This is a genomic window from Roseateles oligotrophus, from assembly GCF_014204525.1.
GTDB classification, from domain to species: Bacteria; Pseudomonadota; Gammaproteobacteria; order Burkholderiales; family Burkholderiaceae_C; genus Paucibacter_A; species Paucibacter_A oligotrophus_A.
On sequence record NZ_JACHLP010000003.1, the window covers coordinates 30,441 to 47,468 of the forward strand.

Below are 17,028 nucleotides of genomic sequence, written 5' to 3' on the forward strand. Positions count from 1 at the left end.
GAAGGACAATTGTTTTACAGTCCGGCCATGGATTCAAAGAAAGAACGCCTGCTGGGCCTGGTGCGCGCCAACCCCTTCATCGGCCAGCAGGAGCTGGCCGATGCCCTGGGCTTGTCGCGCTCGGCCGTGGCCGGCCATATCGCGGCCCTGACGCGAGAGCGCCGCCTGCTGGGCCGGGCCTATGTGCTGCCCAAGGAGCAGCCCATCGTCTGCATAGGCGGCAGCAATATCGATCGCAAGCTACGTGGCATCAAGCCCCTGTACCTGGGCAACTCCAATCCGGCCAGCCAGAGCGAGAGCTTGGGCGGCGTGGCCCGCAATGTGGCCGAGAACCTGGCCCGCCTGGGCCTGCCCGTGCATCTGCTGACGGCCGTAGGCCAGGACGCCGCCGGCCAGGCCTTGCTGGCCCATGCAAGACAGCTGGGGGTGGACACCCGCGGCAGCCTGAGCGCGGCGGACGTCCCCACCGGCAGCTACACCGCCGTGCTCAATCCCGATGGCGAGCTGCTGCTGGGCCTGGCGCAGATGGATTTGTGCGAGCGCATGGACCCGGACTTTCTGCGCCAGTGCGCGGCCCAGCGCGCCCAGGCCGGCCTGCTGATGCTGGACCTGAACCTGCCCCGCGACTCGGTGGCGGCCCTGCTGGCCGAGAGCCGGGAAAGCGGCACGACCTTGCTGGCCGTGGCCGTCTCCGGCCCCAAGATGGAACGCCTGCCCGAGGACTTGCAGGGCCTGGACTTGCTGCTGCTCAACCGCGATGAATTGGCCGCCGCCACCGGCATCAGCCTCAACTCCGAAGCGGCCCTGAACCGCGCACGCAAGCAGCTCGGCCAACGCGGGCTGCAGCGCCTCTTGCTGACGGATGGCGGCGAGCCCCTGCGCTTTTGCGAGGATCTGCTGGGCGGCGACTGGCAGGTGCTCAAGCCGCCCAAGCTCAAGTTGCGTGAAGTGCGCGATGTGACCGGGGCGGGCGATGCCTTTGCCGCCGGTGTCTGCGCCGGCCTGCACCAGGACCCCGCCGATCTGCGCAGCGCCTGCCGCCTGGGCCTGCGCCTGGCGGCACTGACACTGCAAAGCGAGCACAGCGTATCGCCCGAACTCAGCCCTGCCTTGCTGGAACGCTAAACATGAAACCCAACGCATCCTTTGAACGCTTCCTCGCCTGCTCCGACGAGGTGGCCGCCGCACGCGCCGCCGGCCTGCCCCTGGTGGCGCTGGAGTCCACCATCATTTCGCACGGCATGCCTTACCCGCAGAATGTGCAGACGGCGCGCGCGGTCGAGGCCATCATCCGCGCCGCCGGCGCGGTGCCCGCCACCATCGCGGTGCTGGGCGGCAAGATCCGCATCGGCCTGTCGGAGGCGGAGCTGGAATTGCTGGGCCAGTCGCCCGAGGCCATGAAGCTGAGCCGCCGCGACCTGCCCTTCGCACTGAGCCAAAACAAGATCGGCGCCACCACCGTGGCGGCCACCATGATTTGCGCCGAGCTGGCCGGCATCCAAGTCTTCGTCACCGGCGGCATCGGCGGCGTGCATCGCGGCGCCGAGACCTCGTTTGACATCTCCGCCGATCTGCAGGAGCTGGCCCGGACCTCGGTGGCCGTGGTCTGCGCCGGGGCCAAATCGATTCTGGACATCGCCCTGACCCTGGAATACCTGGAGACCCATGGCGTGCCGGTGCTCAGCGTGGGCCAGGCCAATTTCGCGGCCTTCTACACCCCGGACAGCGGCCACCGCGCCGACTTCCAGATCGACAGCCCCGCCGAGCAAGCCCGCTTTCTGCGGACCAAATGGGGCTTGGGCCTGAGCGGCGGCGTGGTGATCAGCAACCCCGTGCCCGCCGCCGAGGCCATGCCCGGCGCCGAGATCGAGGCCATCACCCAACAAGCCCTGCAGGAAGCGGCCGCCCAGGGCATTCAGGGCAAGGCCGTCACGCCCTTCTTGCTGGCCCGCATCAAGGCCTTGACTGGGGGCCGCAGCCTGGCCAGCAATATCGCCCTGGTGAAAAACAATGCCCGCGTGGGCGCGGCCCTGGCGCTGGCCCTGCAACAAGGTCAAGGGCTGGCTCAGGCCCGGCCCAAGTAGGCGCGCGCCAGGACTTGGTCGCCCGTGACAGGCGGCAAGCTACGCTCAGGCCGCGCTTTGCGCCTCTGCCGCCCGGGTCTGACTGTCGATCAGGCCTTGCAGGCCTTGGCCCAACAGGCCCAGCACCCGGTCGAACGCGACCACGGGGCTGAAATACGGGTCAGGAATCTCATGCCCGGCCAGGCCAGGCGCGTAGTCCAGCAGCAGCTTGACGCGCGACTGCAGATGCTGGGGGCACAGGCGGCGCAGATCGTCCAGATTTTCCAGGTCCATGGCCAGCACCAGGTCGAAGCGTTCGAAGTCCTCGGGCACGACGCGGCGGGAGCGGAACTTGCGATCCGCCTTGAGCCCGCTTCTTTGCAGCGCGGCGGCGGCACGGGCGTCCACGGTCTGCGGGCGCGGCGCGGCACGGGTGCCGGCCGACTCGACCCGGTTCGGGTCCAGCGGCGCGGCCGGGCCCATGGCGATCAACAAGGCCTTCAGCACCGTCTCGGCCATGGGCGAGCGGCACAGATTGGCTGTGCAGACCAGCAGCACCGAGGGCGTGGCCACGGTCAGCGCACCAGTTCCTGACGCATGGCGTCGATCACGGCCTTGTAGTCGGGCTTGCCGAAGATGGCGGAGCCGGCCACAAAGGTGTCGGCGCCGGCGTCGGCAATCTGGCGGATATTGTCGACCTTGACGCCGCCATCGATCTCCAGGCGGATGTCGCGGCCGCTGCGCTCGATGATCTTGCGGGCCGCTTCCAGCTTCTTCAAGGCGCTGGGGATGAAGCTCTGACCGCCGAAGCCGGGGTTGACGCTCATGATCAACACCAGGTCGACCTTGTCGATCACCCACTCCAGCACGTCCAGCGATTCGGCCGGGTTGAAGACCAGGCCGGCCTGCTTGCCCTCGGCCTTGATCAGTTGCAGGGTGCGGTCCACATGCTTGGAGGCATCGGGGTGGAAGCTGACCAGATCGGCACCGGCCTTGGCGAAGGCCACGGCCAGGCTGTCCACCGGCTCCACCATCAGGTGCACATCGATGGGGGCGGGCGTGCCGTCGGGCTTGACCGAGTGCTTGCGCAAGGCCTCGCAAACCATGGGCCCGAAGGTCAGATTGGGGACGTAATGGTTGTCCATCACGTCGAAGTGGATCCAGTCGGCCCCGGCCGCCAGGACATTGCGCACCTCCTCGCCCAGGCGGGCAAAGTCGGCCGAAAGAATGCTGGGGGCGATGCGGAATGTCTTGTTCATGGCGATGGGCGGACCAGGGAATATGTGCGCGAATTCTAGGGCCTGCGCCCACCGCCACGAGCCCGCCAGTTCAAGCGGGGATCTTCAGCCCCCGCTGCACGGCGGGCCGGGCCAGAAAGGCGCTCAACACCCGCTGCACTTCGGGGAAGTCGGCAAAGCCCACCAACTCGCCCGCGGCATAGAAGTCGATCAGATTGTTGACCCAGGGGAAGATGGCGATATCGGCAATGCTGTAGTCCGCCCCCATCATCCAGGCGCGGCCGGCCAGGTGCTGGTTCAGCACCGCCAGCAGGCGGCGCGACTCGGCCGCATAACGATCGCGCGGGCGCTTGTCCTCAAAGTCCTTGCCGGCGAATTTGTGGAAGAAACCCAGCTGGCCAAACATGGGGCCCACGCCGCCCATCTGGAACATCAGCCACTGAATCGTCTGATAGCGCGCCGCGGCCTCGCGAGGCAGCAGCTGGCCGGTCTTCTCGGCCAGATAGATCAGGATGGCGCCGGACTCGAACAAGGCCAGGGGCTGGCCGCCGGGGCCATCGGGGTCGACGATGGCGGGGATCTTGTTGTTCGGATTGAGCGACAAAAACTCCGGCGTGAGCTGATCCTGGCTGGCAAAGCTGAGCAGATGCGGCTCATAGGCCAGGCCGGTCTCCTCCAGCATGATGGAGACCTTGACCCCGTTGGGCGTGGGCAGCGAGTAGAGCTGCAGGCGCTCGGGGTGGCGGGCCGGCCATCTGTCGCTGATGCGGGGACGAGCCTGGTGATCTGGCGCTGCGGACATGGGTTCTCTCCTGGGCAATCGTGCAAGGTCGGCCGATTGTCAGCGCCCCGGCAAAGCCCTTGCCCGACCCAGGGCTGTCACGCAGCCCCGGGGCCAGAGTCTCAGCGCCCCATTTCCTTCAGATAACGCTGGCGTGCGTCAAAGGCGGTGCCGGCGAAGTCGCTGAACACACCGTCCACACCGGCGCGGTAATAGGCCAGGTACTCGGCCACCGGATCGCCTTGATAGACGCCGGCCAGGCGGCTGGCCTCGCTGCGGAAGGTGTAGACATGCACGATCAAGCCGGCCTTGTGCGCATCGGCGATCACGCTGCTGGGCGTGACCTTGTTGACGGCCTTCAGCCCGCCCGTGCCATCGGGCGTGGTGTGCAGCATCAGCTGCGGCTTCCAGGGGCCGATGCCGTCGGCATAGGTTTTGATCTCGGCCAGGCCGGCCGGGGTCAGCAGAACGCCGAAGTAACGCGGGTCACCGGCGACGGTCCAGCTATAGGGTCGGCCGGAGATGAAGTTCCACTCGTCCGGCTGCTGGTAAATCATCTCGCCGGTCTTGTAGTTGACGTCATTGCCGTCGATCAGCTGCACAGCGCGCGCCTGCATGCCGGCGGCGCGCAGGTATTTGAGCGTCGGCGGGTCAAAGCTCTGCACAAAGATGGGGGCATCGCGGCTGTCCAGCTTGTTGTCGCGAATGACCTTGAGGAAGATGTCCTCGAACGGCCGCTCGCCCGTGCCGCAGCCATTGGCCTTGGCCTGAGCGTTGTTCCAGACCGGGTTCTTCAGCTCGGGGTAGACGCTCAGCTTGCGACCGCTGGCCTTGCTCTTGGCCGCGGCAATATCGATCACCTCCTGGAAGGTGATGACCGGGTATTTGCCGTTCTGGGCCGTGGCCTGCACCCGGTCCTTGGCGTTGTCATAGCTGGTGCCGCCCAGCCATTTCTTCAGCTCGGCCGCCGTGAAGTCGCTGATGGACCAATCGCCCGTGTGGTCTTCGCCGTCGACCACCAGGGACTTCAGCACCGACTTGGGATCCTTGGGGTCGGTCAGGTCACTCAGATAGAAGGCCGGGCCGCCGTAGACGGCCACATCGTATTTGACCGGCACCTTGACGCCGGGCACCGTGCGCTTGCGGGCGGCCACCTCGGCATTGCTCTTGGCGACCTCGGCGATATTGGTGTTGTCGCTGAGCCAGGGGTTGTGGCGGGCGATCAGCTGGCAGTCCTTGCTGAGGTGCAAGTCCAGCTCCAGCGAGTCGGCGCCGGCATCGGCCGCGCCCTCGTAGGCCGGGCCGGTCTCCTCGGGGAACAGACCCGGCAGGCCGCGATGGCCGATCACCAGCGGGTCCGCGCCGCCCAGCGTGGGCAGGGGCGTGAGCACATCGCCGCCGCCACAGGCCACCAGGCCCAGGCTTGCGGCCAGGGCCGACAGCGCCAGGCCGCCACGGGCCAGGTATTGATTCTTCTTGAGGGAGGGCTGGGTTTTCATGCGATCTTCAGGGCAAGCCAAGGGATGGTCACAGTGTGCCCAGCCCAGGTGTCCAGCGCATGACAGTGTCACAAACGCATCAGCGCGGTCGTTGGAAGGCCGCCCGGGCCTTGGCCGTCTGCTCCCGGATCACGCAACCATGAGCATGGTCGTTGATCAGGCCCATGGACTGGATGAAGGCATACATGGTGGTGGGGCCGACAAACTTCCAGCCGCGCTTCTTCAAGTCCTTGGACAGGGCCTTTGATGCCTCGGACTCCGTCAGCGACTGCGGCTCGGGCTCCTGGCCACCCTGCTGCTGCGGCTCGAAGCGCCAGATATAGCGGGCCAGCGAGCCCTGCTCGGCCACCAGCTCCAGGCAGCGCTGTGCATTATTGATGGCGGCTTCGATCTTGCCGCGGTGGCGCACGATGGCGGCGTCCTGCAGCAGGCGCTCCACATCGGCCGGGCCGAAACGCGCGACCTGCTCGAAGTCAAAGCCAGCGAAGGCGGCGCGGAAGCCCTCCCGCTTGTTCAGAATCGTGCGCCAGGACAGGCCGGACTGAAAGCCTTCCAGGCACAGCTTCTCGAACAGGCGCTTGTCATCGCCAACCGGGAAGCCCCACTCCGTGTCGTGATAGCGCAGATAAGCCTCGTCCCCGGCCGCGGCCGCGCACCAGCGGCAACGTGGCCAACCATCGGGAGGCAGATACAGCGTTTCAGAACTCATGGGCGGCTCGCGGCAGGAATAAGCAGACCTGCCAGCATAGCCGCGCAAGCACCCAGAAGTTTGTCGGGATCCTAGAATGCAGCCATGGCAAATCCTCAATTCACATGCAGCGTCCAGGTCGCAGTCCTGGCCGAACAGACGCAAGTCGAGCAAGGCATCCATGCCTATAGCTACACCATCACGATTGAGAACACGGGCGATATCGCGGCCCAGCTGATCGCTCGCCACTGGACCATCGTCGACGCCCGCGGCCACGAGCAGACGGTGGACGGCCTGGCCGTCGTCGGCCACCAGCCCCTGCTGGCGCCGGGCCAGTCCTTCAAATACAGCTCCTGGGCGCAGATCGCCACACCACAGGGCAGCATGCGCGGCCGCTTTCTGTGCGTCAGCGAAGAGGCCGAGGTCTTCTACACCGAAGTGCCCGAGTTCATGCTGGCCGACAGCAGCACTCTGCATTGAGCCTGCTGTCGCCCATGCTGATCCGTCCTGCCAAGACCTGGGACCTGACGGCCCTGCTCAATGCCGCCGACCCACGCGCCCAGCTCGCCGCTCGCAATCTGTGGCTGGCCCGCTTGCTGGAATGGCTGCGCCACCCGGCCGAGCGCGAAGAAAAAGCCAGCCAGACCCCACTGCCCCTGCTGCGGCTCAAGCACCTGCTCAATGTGCTGGACCGCCACCCCGAACATGCCAAGCCCATCGCCGAGCTGCTGAACAGCATCTGGCGCGATGTGGAGGCCGTCGGCCTGTTCACCGATGTGGGCTTTGCGCCGCGCGTGGCCTTGTGGAGCGAGTGCCTGCACCGCCTGCGCCAGCACCTGCTGCCCCGCAGCGCCGACACCGATGATCTGGGCGAGCTCTTCGACCTGCTCTTCCCCGACGAGGCGGACGAGCAATGGCTGCTGGCCATGGACGAGGACATGATCCAGCGCCTGAGCGATCTGCTGGCCCTGGGCCGCTCGGCGCTGCACACCACGGAGCCCAAACCCTGGACCATGCCCATGATCAGCGGCCTGACGGCCCTGGTCAGCGCCGTGCGCGCCTCGGGCCTGAACGGCAGCCTGCGCCGGCGCATGAGCGAAGAGCTGCTGGCCACCAAGCCCTTCGAGCAATTGGCGAGCGCCTGCGACGCCCTGGTGCAGGCCCTGCACGAGCAGGACCCGGCCGCCACCCAGCAAAGCCTGCAATACCTGCGCGCCCTGCTGGAGGCCTGCCACCGCGCCGCCGCCAGCGTGCCCGAGCATCTGGAGCAGCATGGCGTGTCGGTGGACATCATGTTCGCCGTCGAACAGCTGCAGGCCCGCATCCAGCGCATTGAAGCCCTGCTGGACTGCCTCTGCAGCGAGCAGCCCCAGCGCGAGCTGCAGCGCCTGTTGGCCAGCCTGGTGCGGGTGGACCATGAACGGCGCAGCATCCGCACCCTGTTTGCCAGCCATTACTCCCTGCTGGCCCGCAAAGTGGCCGAGCGCAGCGCCGAGACGGGTGAGCACTACATCACCCGCGACCGCGCCGACTACCGCCTGATGCTGAACCACGCGGCGGGCGGCGGCGCCATCATCGCCGGCACCACCTTCGTCAAATTCCTGGTCATGGCCCTGGGCCTGAGCGCCTTGTGGGGCGGCTTCTGGGCCGGCGTCAACTACGCCGCCAGCTTCGTCATCATCCATCTGCTGCACTGGACGGTCGCGACCAAGCAACCGGCCATGACGGCACCGGCGATGGCGCAAAAGCTGGAGCACATCGAGACCGAGGAAGGCCTGCAGAGCTTTGTCGACGAGGTGGCCAATCTGCTGCGTTCGCAGATGGCCGGCATCCTGGGCAATCTGGCCGTGGTGGCACCGCTGGTGCTGGGCGCGCAAGTGCTGAGCCAGCTGATCTTTGGCGCGCCCCTGGTCGGGCCGCAGCAAGCCCACTACGTCCTGCACAGCCTGACCCTGCTGGGCCCCTCGCTGCTGTTCGCCGCCTTCACCGGTGTGCTGCTGTTCAGCAGCAGCCTGGTGGCGGGCTGGGTCGAGAACTGGTTTGTCTTCCACCGCCTGGATGCCGCCATCGCCTGGAACCCCGGCCTGATCGCCCGCCTGGGCGCCGCCCGTGCCCAGCGCTGGGCGCAGTGGTGGCGGGCCAATATCAGCGGCATGGCCGCCAATGTCTCGCTGGGCCTGATGCTGGGCCTGGTTCCGCCGGTGCTGGGCTTTATCGGCATCCCGCTGGATGTGCGCCACGTCACCCTGTCCACCGGCCAGCTGGCCGCGGCGGCCGGCGCCCTCGGCCCCGAGGTGCTGAAGATGGGCGCCTTCTGGTGGTGCGTGGCCGGCATCGCCTGCACCGGCGTGCTGAATCTGGGCGTCAGCTTTTACCTGGCGATGAAGGTGGCGCTGCGCTCGCGCGGTATCCGCCTGGCCGACCGGGCGCGGGTGACGCGCGCTATCTGGCAGCGCCTGCGCGAGCAGCCCCGCAGCTTCTTCCTGCCGCCCAAGCAGAGCTCATGAATCGCTGCCCTCATCGCGCCGCTCCCCGCCCTTGCGCCCCGAGAACATGGTCCACCAAACAATAAAAATCAGCAGTGCCAAGGCGGCCAAGGCCTCCAGCAAAATCACAGCCATCGTTTTCGCCCCATCCACAAGATTTGCAAGGTTTGCAAGCCTGCGCCCAGCCGCAGCGCTGGCGATTCTAGGGCTGCTGGCGGCCTGCTCGACGCCGCCGCCCAGCAGCACCGCGCCGGGTAAAACCGCCCCCAGCCTCGGCGAGGCCCGCAGCGCCGAGGCCGAGGCCACGCCGCAACGCAGCCGCCAGGTGCTGCTGCGCGAACGCTCGCGCTGGGTTGCCGCCGATTGGAGCGAGTTGCCCGGCTGGGGCGAGGACCGCGCCAGCGAGCTGTGGCCGGCCTTGCTGCAAGGCTGTGCGCGGCCCGCGCCCGGCTGGGCCGAGGTCTGCGCCCAGGCCCGTGTGGAAACACCACAGAGCGATGCCGAAGCCAGCTTGTGGCTGATGCAGCATCTGCGCCCCTACCGGGTGGAAAGCCTGGAGGGCGAGGGCCAAGGCCTCTTGACCGGCTATTTCGAACCCCAGCTGGAGGCCAGGCGGCGGCCGCAAGGCGCCTTCCAGGTGCCGGTGCATGCGGCGCCGGCCGATCTGCAGCAGCGCCGGCCCTATTTCACCCGCCAGCAGATCGAGAGCGAGCCGCAGCTGCGGGCGCGCCTGCGCAAGCATGAGCTGGCCTTTCTGGACGACCCGCTGGATCTGCTGGTGCTGCAGATCCAGGGCTCGGGCCGGCTGCGCATCAGCGGGCCGGACGGCGCCGAGCAATGGGTTCGCATGGCTTTTGCCGGCCACAACGACCAGCCCTATCAATCGGTGGGCAAGGCCTTGATCGAACGCGGCGAGCTGCGCCCCGGCGAGGCCTCCTGGCCGCAGATCCGCGACTGGCTGCGCCGCAACCCGCTGCGCGCCAGCGAGGTCCTGTGGAGCAATCCGCGCTATGTCTTCTTCCGCGAGGAGCCCCTGGGCGATCCGAACAAAGGCCCGCGCGGCGCCCAGGGCGTGCCCCTGACGCCGGGCCGCTCGGTGGCGGTGGACCGCGCCAGCATCCCCTACGGCACACCCTTGTGGCTGGACAGCCTGGACCCCATGAGCCTGCTGCCCCTGCGCCGCCTGACCATGGCCCAGGACACCGGCAGCGCCATCACCGGCGCCGTGCGGGCCGACTACTTCTGGGGCTGGGGCCGCGAAGCCGAGGCGCAGGCCGGCCGCATGAAAAACCCGCTGCGGCTGTGGGCGCTGTGGCCGGCGACCGAGGCCGGCAAGACCCTCTATTGATATGCGCCTGGCGCTGGCGCAGCGCGCCGCTTGAGACTACAGTTAGAGCGTCGGAGGACAGGGAGCCATCGCCTTTTTACCAAGGAGCTCATCATGTCCAGGCAAAAACTCCACGAGTATTCCGAAGGTGGCTTGCATATGGCGCTCTTGATCGCCGTGCTGCTCATCTTTGCCGGCGTCCTGCTCAAGGCCTTGTTCCTCGACTCCGAAGCGAGCCAATTCCTGCTCGGGCTGTTCGAGGCCGCCGTCAACAGCCGCTCCGGCTGACGAGCTGCGTTCAAGGCAGGATCTGCACGCCCTTCCAGAAGGCGTAACGGCCCTTGATTTCGGCAGCAGCCTCCGTGGGCTCGGGGTAGAACCAGACCGCGTCGGGGTTCATCTCGCCATTGACGAACAGGCTCAGGTAGTGCGCCTGGCCCTTCCAGGCGCAGCCCGTGCGATGGTTGCTGAATGTGGTGTATTCGCGCTTGAGCGAATCCGCCGGGAAATAGTGATTGCCTTCCACCAGCACGGTGTCGGCGCTCTCGGCGAGCACCACGCCATTCCAAACTGCCTTCATCAGCAGAGCCTCCTTGTTGTTTGCCTGGCGGACTATAGCCATGGCGGACAATGGGCGGGTGAAACGCTACCACTCCCATCTCGGCAAAGACATCTTCATCACCGCCGGCTCGGCCAAGGAATTGGCCCCCGGCAGCTTCGGCGTCTGCGCCATCGGCGGCGGCGCCGAAGGCTGGTCCGTCGTCCACATCGGCCCGGAAGGCGATGTCGCCGACCTGGGCGGCGAGTACTACTTCGGCACGCCGGAGGAGGCGCTGGAATTCGTCAAGGAGTTGATCGAAATCATGACAACCTGAGTTGCCTGGCGCTAATAAGCAACAAAATGTACGTATCGCATAACGCATATCTTGAGCGCACAAATACACACATAAGATCCGCGCTCCCTGAATGAATGCGAGCTTCTCAAGGTATGGAACTCGCGCCAACAGATACGCCGATGAACACCTGCCTGCTCTATTTCCTGATCGTCTTCGCCAGCACCGACTGGCACAGTGCCACCGTACTAAAGGAATTCAGAGAAGCAGACCGCTGCGAGGCGATTGAACGCCAGCTGGAGAAAATTGAAGGCGGCAGCCGACACTACCGCTGCATGACCATGGTCACCATGGAAGACAAGGCTTAGGCGGAACCCGCCCGCGTTCAGCCTTAAGGCCCCAGCAGATCCCGGCCCAAGGCCTCCGCCACCTCGATGCCATCCACCCCGGCCGACATGATGCCGCCGGCATAACCCGCACCTTCACCGGCGGGGTACAGGCCTTTGACATTGAGACTTTGGTAGTCGCGCCCGCGGGTGATGCGCAGCGGCGAGGAGGTGCGGGTCTCGACACCGGTCAGCACCGCATCGGCCATGCTGAAGCCCTTGATCTGACGCTCAAAGGCCGGCAAGGCTTCGCGGATCGCGTCCAGACAGTAGCCGGGCAGGCTGCCACGGCCTTTTTGCTGCAGATCGGTCAGCGTCACGCCGGGCTTGTAGCTGGGCTCCACATTGCCCAGAACCTTGCTGCGCTGGCGCTTGATGAAGTCGCCCACCAGGGCGCCGGGGGCTTTGTAGCCGCCCTCGCCCAGCTCGTAGGCGCGGCTCTCCCAGATGCGCTGGAAGGCCATGCCGTCCAGCGGGCTGACCGGGCCTTCCGTCTTGCCGTCCTGGCGATAGTCCTGCGGGCTGATGCCGACCACGATGCCGGCATTGGCATTGCGCTCGTTGCGCGAATACTGGCTCATGCCATTGGTGACCACGCGCTCGGGCTCGGAGGTGGCCGCCACCACGGTGCCACCGGGGCACATGCAGAAGCTGTAGACCGAACGGCCGTTCTTGGCGTGATGCACCAGCTTGTAATCGGCGGCGCCGAGGATCTCGTTGCCGGCGTTGGGGCCGAAGCGGGCGGCGTCGATGATGCTTTGCGGATGCTCGATGCGATAGCCGATGGAAAAAGGCTTGGCCTCCATGAAGACGCCGCGCTCGTGCAGCATCGCGAAGGTGTCGCGGGCGCTGTGGCCCAGGGCCAGCACGACGTGATCTGCGGCGATCTGCTCGCCCGAGGCCAGCAGCACACCGCGCACATGGCCTTGCTCGATCAGCACATCCGAAACCTTTTGCTCGAAACGGATCTCGCCGCCCAGGGCCTCGATATCGGCGCGCATCTTGATCACCATCGAAACAAGGCGGAAGGTGCCGATATGGGGCTTGCTGACGTACAGGATCTCCTCCGGCGCGCCCGCCTTGACGAACTCGTTCAAGACCTTGCGGGTCAGGTGGCGCGGGTCGGAGATCTGGCTCCACAGCTTGCCGTCGGAGAAGGTGCCGGCCCCGCCCTCGCCGAATTGCACATTCGACTCCGGGTTCAGCTCGCTGGTCCGCCACAGGCCCCAGGTGTCCTTGGTGCGTTCGCGCACGGGCTTGCCGCGCTCCAGCACGATGGGGCGCAAGCCCATCTGGGCCAGGATCAGGGCCGCAAAAATGCCGCAGGGGCCGAAGCCGACCACCACCGGCCGCGGGCGCTGCTGAGCGTAGAAATCTGCCGGCGCGTGGCCAACAAATTGGTAATTCGTATCGGGCGAGGGCTTGATATGCGCGTCACCCGCATGGCGCTGCAAAAGCTCCGCCTCCAGGCCCGCCGCCAACTCGCAATCGAGGGTGTAGATCAGCTGAATGGCCGACTTCTTGCGCGCGTCATAACTGCGCTTGAAGACGGTAAAACCCAGCAGCTGCGCCGCAGCGCCCAGACCCAGGCGTTGCTCGATGGCGGGGCGCAGGGCGTCCTCGGCATGGTCCAGCGGCAGGCGGAGTTCGGTGATGCGAAGCATGGCGGTGATTCAGTGAGTCAGCAAAACAGGCGGGGCCACAAAACAGGATTGGCGCGCTCAAAAAAACACAGGCCCTGCCGAATGGTAGGGCCTGTTGTTCTCAGCTCGGGCGCCCGATTCCGCAAAGAACCGGAGCCGCAAACTGGCAAGGGCTTAGCCGCCGTTGCTGCAACGCTTGCCGGGGTTCTTCTTGCTGCGGGTGTGCGAACCGCGCTCCAGGCTGACCTTTTGGCCGCGGGGAGCCGTGAAGGTCACGCCTTTGGGAGCGGCGGGACGGGGGGTAGCGCGACGTGCGGCTTCGGTGACGATTTTGTTGCCCATGAATGGCTCCGGTACAAGGAATTGGATGCTGATAAAAGCAGACGATATCCAACCCATTGGTTGGAATGAACTGCGCATTTTACGGTGTTCTGAGCTTGCCTGGCCCGAAGCCTGCAATTCGGGCCCGCTGCATCAGCTCCAAACCTGTTTACGATCCTCACCATGCACACCCACAAAGTCATCGAGGAGCCGGACGACCCCAGCATCAGCCCGCAGGAGAAGGTGGCCGCCGCCTCGCGCAGCACCTGGGTCAGCGTCGTCGTCAATGTGATCCTGAGCAGCATCCAGATCGTCGTCGGCGTGCTGGCCAAATCGCAGGCCCTGGTGGCGGACGGCATCCATTCGCTCTCGGATCTGGTGTCGGACTTCGTCGTGCTCTTCGCCAACCACCACAGCCAGAAGGACGCCGATGCGGACCACCCCTACGGCCACCACCGCTTCGAGACGGCCGCCTCCCTGGCCCTGGGCCTTTTGCTGCTGAGCGTGGGAGTGGGCATGTTGTGGAGCGCGGCGGCCAAGCTGCAGAACCCCGAAGCCATCCCGACCGTACACGGCCTGGCCCTGTGGGTGGCCGGCATCGCCCTGGTGGCCAAGGAGACGCTGTTCCGCTACATGCTGACTGTTGCCAAGCGGGTCAAGTCCAGCATGCTGGTGGCCAATGCCTGGCATGCACGCTCGGACGCCGCCTCCAGCCTGGTGGTGGGGCTGGGCATCGTCGGCAATCTGGCCGGCTATCCCTTGCTGGACCCGATTGCCGCGCTGATCGTGGGCTTTATGGTCGGCAAGATGGGCTGGAGCTTTGGCTGGAGCGCCCTGCATGATTTGATGGACCGCGCGGCCGACGACGAGGAGGTCGCGGCCATACGCCAGACCCTGCTCGAGACCCCCGGCGTGCGTAACGTCCACGATGTGCGCAGCCGCAAGATGGGCGACATGATTGTGGTGGACGCGCACCTGGAGGTGGACGCCCAGATCACCGTCGAGGCCGGCCACGAGATCTCGGTGCTGGCGCGCCAGCGCGTGCTGCAGCGTCACCGCGTGCTGGACCTGATGACCCATCTGGACCCCTGGAGGCGGCCCGATCTGGATCACGCGATCAAGCCAGGCGGCTGAAACCTCCGCTCAGTGCGGGCCTAATGCCCATTCCATGCGCAACCCCAGCACGGTGCTCGACTCGCCCGGCCTGCCGCCGGGGCGCCAGATCTGTTGCAGCAGGGGCTGGACGCTCAGCTCGGTGCCCAGCAACCAGCGCAGGCCCAGTTCCAGGGCGATTTCACTGTCAGCTTGCGCTTGACCCAGGGCTTGCTGGGCATCGCGATAAGCCCGGCCATAGCGGACCACGGCCAGGCCGGCGGTGAAGGACGCAGGCGCCGCCTCGGCCAGGCTGGCAACCTTGGCGAAAGGCTGCTCCACCAGCACCCCCAGATCAAATGCCAGATCGATCTGGTTCATGCTGCGCTGCGCCAGGCCGGCGCGCGCAAAGCCCAGGCTGCGGCTGCCCCCACCCTCGTGCAACAGGCCTTGCAGCAAGCCGTAAACACCTTGATTGCGACGCAGCTGCGCGTCATTGGGAACGCGTGACTCGGTGGCACGGCTGTAGGCCCAGGCGCCCAAAGCCCATTTGCCCGGGCCATTGACCTGCGCCTCGCCTTCGCCAGCACGCGACTGGTAGCCAAACTCCAGCACCGCCAGGGCACCCTCTTCCGAGCTCAGCTTGAAGGTCGTGCGGCCAGGATGCATGGGGTCGCCCGGCACCCCGTCCAGGATCACGCCCTGCACATAATGATGCATGCCCACGGTCTGGCGCATGCGCAGGCCCAGACCCAGATTGGGAAAGATGGAGGGGCCGTTGGGGCCGCTTTGCGAGGCATCGGGCCCGATGCCGAAGGAAGGATGGATGAGCTGGGCCGAGGCCTCGGTGGCGTAGAAATCGGAGTTCAGGTCGTAAAGGCCAAACAGCACGCGGGTGCCGCTGTCCTTGAACTCCCGCTCGACCCAAGTGGCGTAGAGCCGGGCGGCGGCCTCGGCCACCTCCAGATTGCTGACGCCCTGGCTGCTGCCTATGCGCTGGTTGGGCCGGCCGCCGTGGTTGAGCAAGGCTTCAACGTGGAGGTGGGTGTCCGTCCAGGCCCATAGCTTGTCCAGATCGGCATCGGCATGCAGATTGAGGTGGCCGATCCAGGTGTTCAGGCGGGGCGTGCTGATGTGCAGGGCGTCGGCCTTGTAAACACCACCCCATTGCCAAGCCTTGCCCTCCTCGGGCGCCGCAGACGCGGCCAGGGCGGCGGCGGCCAGCGCAATGCCCGTGAGACGCTGTGTCAATAACTTCATTGGGCAAACTGTAGTCACGGGAAGGGGGCCGACAGCCGCCAAAACCCGCACTTTCACGGCCTTTTTTCTGGCAACACGCCGCGGCCGTCAGGGCAGCAGCAGATTACCCACCCCAAAATTCATGGCATTGAGCAGGTCGCCGTTGTCCTGGCTCAGCTCCCAGGCGAACACCCCGCCCAGGCCCAGCTGCTGGACGAAACGGCCCTTGGCGATCACGGCACGCGGGTCTTCATAGCCCAGATAGAGCTTGAGCTTGGGGTTGTACAGATGCCAGGCCTGGGTGACGGGGTCAAGTCTTGCCTGGAAGCCGCGCAGACCCCGGCCTTGCGGGCCCAGATAGTCGCGCGCAATGCTGCGGTAGGCGATGGAGCCGTCGGCGCCGGGGAAGGGCCCCGTCTTGGCCGCTCCGGTCTGCGCCTTGCTCACGCCGGCAAAGCCGCGCCCATACATGGCCACGCCGGCCACCATCTTGGCGCGCGGCACACCGGCCCGCTCCAGATTGCGCACCGAGCGCTCCAGGCTGTCGTCGGCCTCCGGCGCACTGCTGCGCAGGGCGGCATGGTGGCCCAGGCTCGGCGACCAGCCACCGTAGAAGTCGTAAGTCATCATGAAGACATGGTCCAGCACCGGGGCGGCGGCCTTGAAATCAATGCGCTCCACCACCGGACTGCCGGTGTTGACGGCGATGCTCAGCTGATAGGGGCGGCCGGTCTCGGCCGTCAGCCGGCTCAGGCCCTGGCGCAAGTCCTGCAAGAGCAGGGCGTAATGCCGGCCGTCCTCGGCGCTGCCCAGTTGCACGCCGTTGGCGGCGCCGTTATTGCCGGGGTGTTCCCAGTCGATGTCGAGGCCGTCAAAGCCGGGGTGATCGCGCAGGAACTGCAAGCTGGACTCGATAAAAACCTCGCGTTTGAGCGGGTCGCCGGCCATGTGGAAGAAGGGGTCGGAGCCGCCCCAGCCGCCCACCGAGGCCAGCACCTTGATGTGCGGGGCGCGCGCCTTGAGGCGGCCGAAGGCGGCGTCAAAGCGCTGCTCCACCGGGCCGCTCGTCAGCTCAAAGTCCTTTTTGCCGGCGCAGCGGGCGGCGTCCTGGCCCAGGGCACCGGGACCGCAGAGACGCAAAAAGGCGTAGAGCAGATGGGTGACGCTATCGCCCTGCAGGCGCTCCACCAGGGCCACCGGCTCCCACATGGGCGTGTACACGCCGACCACCTTGGCGTTGGTCCGCTCCACCCGCAGGGGCTGGGCGCCGAACAAGAGGTAATTGGGCGCCGGAGCGGCCGTGGCCTTGGGCAGCTCCGCTGCGGCTTGCGCCGGGCGCGCACCGAAGACCAGGGCCGCCAGCGCCACGCTGGCCAAACAAAGAAACCGTCCTTGGCTGAAATTCATGCAATCAACTCCCGAGAAGTTTCGA

19 protein-coding genes are annotated in these 17,028 nt (G+C 66.4%); 9 read left to right on the forward strand and 10 right to left on the reverse strand.

Annotation, left to right across the window (positions count from 1 at the left end):
- The first annotated feature begins 27 nt into the window (after positions 1-27).
- Entirely contained in the window at positions 28-1,125 is a 1,098-nt protein-coding gene (locus HNP55_RS07760; protein WP_184297946.1) for a carbohydrate kinase, read from the forward strand.
- A 2-nt stretch (positions 1,126-1,127) separates the two neighbouring features.
- Entirely contained in the window at positions 1,128-2,084 is a 957-nt protein-coding gene (locus HNP55_RS07765) for a pseudouridine-5'-phosphate glycosidase (protein ID WP_184297948.1), read from the forward strand.
- Positions 2,085-2,129: 45 nt separating this feature from the next.
- On the opposite strand, the gene HNP55_RS07770 is transcribed toward HNP55_RS07765, so the two are convergent.
- The 5 genes from HNP55_RS07770 to HNP55_RS07790 form a co-directional block, all read right to left on the reverse strand.
- A complete protein-coding gene (locus HNP55_RS07770; RefSeq protein ID WP_184297950.1) occupies positions 2,130-2,636 on the reverse strand; it encodes a low molecular weight protein-tyrosine-phosphatase in 507 nt (168 codons plus the stop codon).
- Positions 2,637-2,638: 2 nt separating this feature from the next.
- Positions 2,639-3,322, reverse strand: a complete 684-nt coding sequence (gene rpe / locus HNP55_RS07775) for a ribulose-phosphate 3-epimerase (RefSeq protein WP_184297952.1) — start codon at positions 3,320-3,322, stop codon at positions 2,639-2,641.
- 70 nt (positions 3,323-3,392) lie between these two features.
- Positions 3,393-4,103, reverse strand: coding sequence for a glutathione S-transferase N-terminal domain-containing protein (locus tag HNP55_RS07780; protein WP_184297954.1), 711 nt, complete (start codon positions 4,101-4,103; stop codon positions 3,393-3,395).
- A gap of 101 nt (positions 4,104-4,204) precedes the next feature.
- Positions 4,205-5,581 carry a glycerophosphodiester phosphodiesterase family protein gene (locus HNP55_RS07785; protein WP_184297956.1) on the reverse strand — a complete coding sequence of 459 codons (1,377 nt, stop codon included), beginning with the start codon at positions 5,579-5,581 and terminating at the stop codon, positions 4,205-4,207.
- Between the two features lie 79 nt (positions 5,582-5,660).
- Complete coding sequence (locus tag HNP55_RS07790; protein WP_184297958.1) at positions 5,661-6,290, reverse strand: DNA-3-methyladenine glycosylase I; 630 nt, start codon at positions 6,288-6,290, stop codon at positions 5,661-5,663.
- An 84-nt stretch (positions 6,291-6,374) separates the two neighbouring features.
- Between HNP55_RS07790 and apaG the strand changes: the two genes are divergently transcribed.
- From apaG to HNP55_RS07810, 4 genes are all read left to right on the forward strand, one after another.
- The gene (gene apaG / locus HNP55_RS07795) at positions 6,375-6,749 is read left to right on the forward strand and encodes a Co2+/Mg2+ efflux protein ApaG (RefSeq protein WP_184297960.1); all 375 of its coding nucleotides are present in this window, start codon (positions 6,375-6,377) and stop codon (positions 6,747-6,749) included.
- A 14-nt stretch (positions 6,750-6,763) separates the two neighbouring features.
- A complete protein-coding gene (locus HNP55_RS07800; protein WP_184297962.1) occupies positions 6,764-8,776 on the forward strand; it encodes a site-specific recombinase in 2,013 nt (670 codons plus the stop codon).
- A 190-nt stretch (positions 8,777-8,966) separates the two neighbouring features.
- Positions 8,967-10,103 carry a murein transglycosylase A gene (locus HNP55_RS07805; protein WP_246448309.1) on the forward strand — a complete coding sequence of 379 codons (1,137 nt, stop codon included), beginning with the start codon at positions 8,967-8,969 and terminating at the stop codon, positions 10,101-10,103.
- Positions 10,104-10,196: 93 nt separating this feature from the next.
- Complete coding sequence (locus HNP55_RS07810) at positions 10,197-10,370, forward strand: hypothetical protein (RefSeq protein WP_184297966.1); 174 nt, start codon at positions 10,197-10,199, stop codon at positions 10,368-10,370.
- Positions 10,371-10,380: 10 nt separating this feature from the next.
- Here HNP55_RS07810 and HNP55_RS07815 read toward each other — a convergent pair whose 3' ends face one another.
- Positions 10,381-10,662 (reverse strand): DUF427 domain-containing protein, encoded by a 282-nt coding sequence (locus tag HNP55_RS07815; RefSeq protein ID WP_184297968.1) that lies wholly within the window; start codon positions 10,660-10,662, stop codon positions 10,381-10,383.
- A gap of 13 nt (positions 10,663-10,675) precedes the next feature.
- On the opposite strand from HNP55_RS07815, the gene HNP55_RS07820 reads away from it, so the two are divergent.
- Positions 10,676-10,957 (forward strand): hypothetical protein, encoded by a 282-nt coding sequence (locus HNP55_RS07820; RefSeq protein WP_184297970.1) that lies wholly within the window; start codon positions 10,676-10,678, stop codon positions 10,955-10,957.
- 140 nt (positions 10,958-11,097) lie between these two features.
- Entirely contained in the window at positions 11,098-11,283 is a 186-nt protein-coding gene (locus HNP55_RS07825) for a hypothetical protein (RefSeq protein ID WP_184297972.1), read from the forward strand.
- Positions 11,284-11,306: 23 nt separating this feature from the next.
- On the opposite strand, the gene HNP55_RS07830 is transcribed toward HNP55_RS07825, so the two are convergent.
- Together HNP55_RS07830 and HNP55_RS07835 are read right to left on the reverse strand one after the other, a co-directional pair.
- Positions 11,307-12,965, reverse strand: a complete 1,659-nt coding sequence (locus tag HNP55_RS07830; protein WP_184297974.1) for an NAD(P)/FAD-dependent oxidoreductase — start codon at positions 12,963-12,965, stop codon at positions 11,307-11,309.
- A gap of 153 nt (positions 12,966-13,118) precedes the next feature.
- Positions 13,119-13,286: a hypothetical protein gene (locus HNP55_RS07835; protein WP_184297975.1), complete on the reverse strand. Its 168-nt coding sequence runs from the start codon at positions 13,284-13,286 to the stop codon at positions 13,119-13,121.
- Positions 13,287-13,448: 162 nt separating this feature from the next.
- Here HNP55_RS07835 and HNP55_RS07840 point away from each other — a divergent pair, with 162 nt between their 5' ends.
- Positions 13,449-14,399 (forward strand): cation diffusion facilitator family transporter, encoded by a 951-nt coding sequence (locus HNP55_RS07840; protein WP_184297977.1) that lies wholly within the window; start codon positions 13,449-13,451, stop codon positions 14,397-14,399.
- Between the two features lie 9 nt (positions 14,400-14,408).
- Here the strand turns inward: HNP55_RS07840 and HNP55_RS07845 are convergent, their stop codons facing one another.
- Entirely contained in the window at positions 14,409-15,617 is a 1,209-nt protein-coding gene (locus HNP55_RS07845; protein ID WP_184297979.1) for a carbohydrate porin, read from the reverse strand.
- An 87-nt stretch (positions 15,618-15,704) separates the two neighbouring features.
- A complete protein-coding gene (locus HNP55_RS07850) occupies positions 15,705-17,003 on the reverse strand; it encodes a glycoside hydrolase family 18 protein (protein ID WP_184297982.1) in 1,299 nt (432 codons plus the stop codon).
- Positions 17,004-17,028 lie beyond the last annotated feature (25 nt).

Bases quoted from the DNA above. Each gene is read 5' to 3' on its own strand.
- HNP55_RS07810 (WP_184297966.1), top strand. From the start codon at position 10,197: ATGTCCAGGCAAAAACTCCACGAGTATTCCGAAGGTGGCTTGCATATG.
- HNP55_RS07765 (WP_184297948.1), top strand. From the start codon at position 1,128: ATGAAACCCAACGCATCCTTTGAACGCTTCCTCGCCTGCTCCGACGAG.
- HNP55_RS07850 (WP_184297982.1), bottom strand. From the start codon at position 17,003: ATGAATTTCAGCCAAGGACGGTTTCTTTGTTTGGCCAGCGTGGCGCTG.
- HNP55_RS07845 (WP_184297979.1), bottom strand. From the start codon at position 15,617: ATGAAGTTATTGACACAGCGTCTCACGGGCATTGCGCTGGCCGCCGCC.
- HNP55_RS07830 (WP_184297974.1), bottom strand. From the start codon at position 12,965: ATGCTTCGCATCACCGAACTCCGCCTGCCGCTGGACCATGCCGAGGAC.
- HNP55_RS07825 (WP_184297972.1), top strand. From the start codon at position 11,098: ATGAACACCTGCCTGCTCTATTTCCTGATCGTCTTCGCCAGCACCGAC.
- HNP55_RS07835 (WP_184297975.1), bottom strand. From the start codon at position 13,286: ATGGGCAACAAAATCGTCACCGAAGCCGCACGTCGCGCTACCCCCCGT.
- HNP55_RS07800 (WP_184297962.1), top strand. From the start codon at position 6,764: ATGCTGATCCGTCCTGCCAAGACCTGGGACCTGACGGCCCTGCTCAAT.
- HNP55_RS07790 (WP_184297958.1), bottom strand. From the start codon at position 6,290: ATGAGTTCTGAAACGCTGTATCTGCCTCCCGATGGTTGGCCACGTTGC.
- apaG (WP_184297960.1), top strand. From the start codon at position 6,375: ATGGCAAATCCTCAATTCACATGCAGCGTCCAGGTCGCAGTCCTGGCC.
- HNP55_RS07785 (WP_184297956.1), bottom strand. From the start codon at position 5,581: ATGAAAACCCAGCCCTCCCTCAAGAAGAATCAATACCTGGCCCGTGGC.
- HNP55_RS07815 (WP_184297968.1), bottom strand. From the start codon at position 10,662: ATGAAGGCAGTTTGGAATGGCGTGGTGCTCGCCGAGAGCGCCGACACC.
- rpe (WP_184297952.1), bottom strand. From the start codon at position 3,322: ATGAACAAGACATTCCGCATCGCCCCCAGCATTCTTTCGGCCGACTTT.
- HNP55_RS07780 (WP_184297954.1), bottom strand. From the start codon at position 4,103: ATGTCCGCAGCGCCAGATCACCAGGCTCGTCCCCGCATCAGCGACAGA.
- HNP55_RS07760 (WP_184297946.1), top strand. From the start codon at position 28: ATGGATTCAAAGAAAGAACGCCTGCTGGGCCTGGTGCGCGCCAACCCC.
- HNP55_RS07840 (WP_184297977.1), top strand. From the start codon at position 13,449: ATGCACACCCACAAAGTCATCGAGGAGCCGGACGACCCCAGCATCAGC.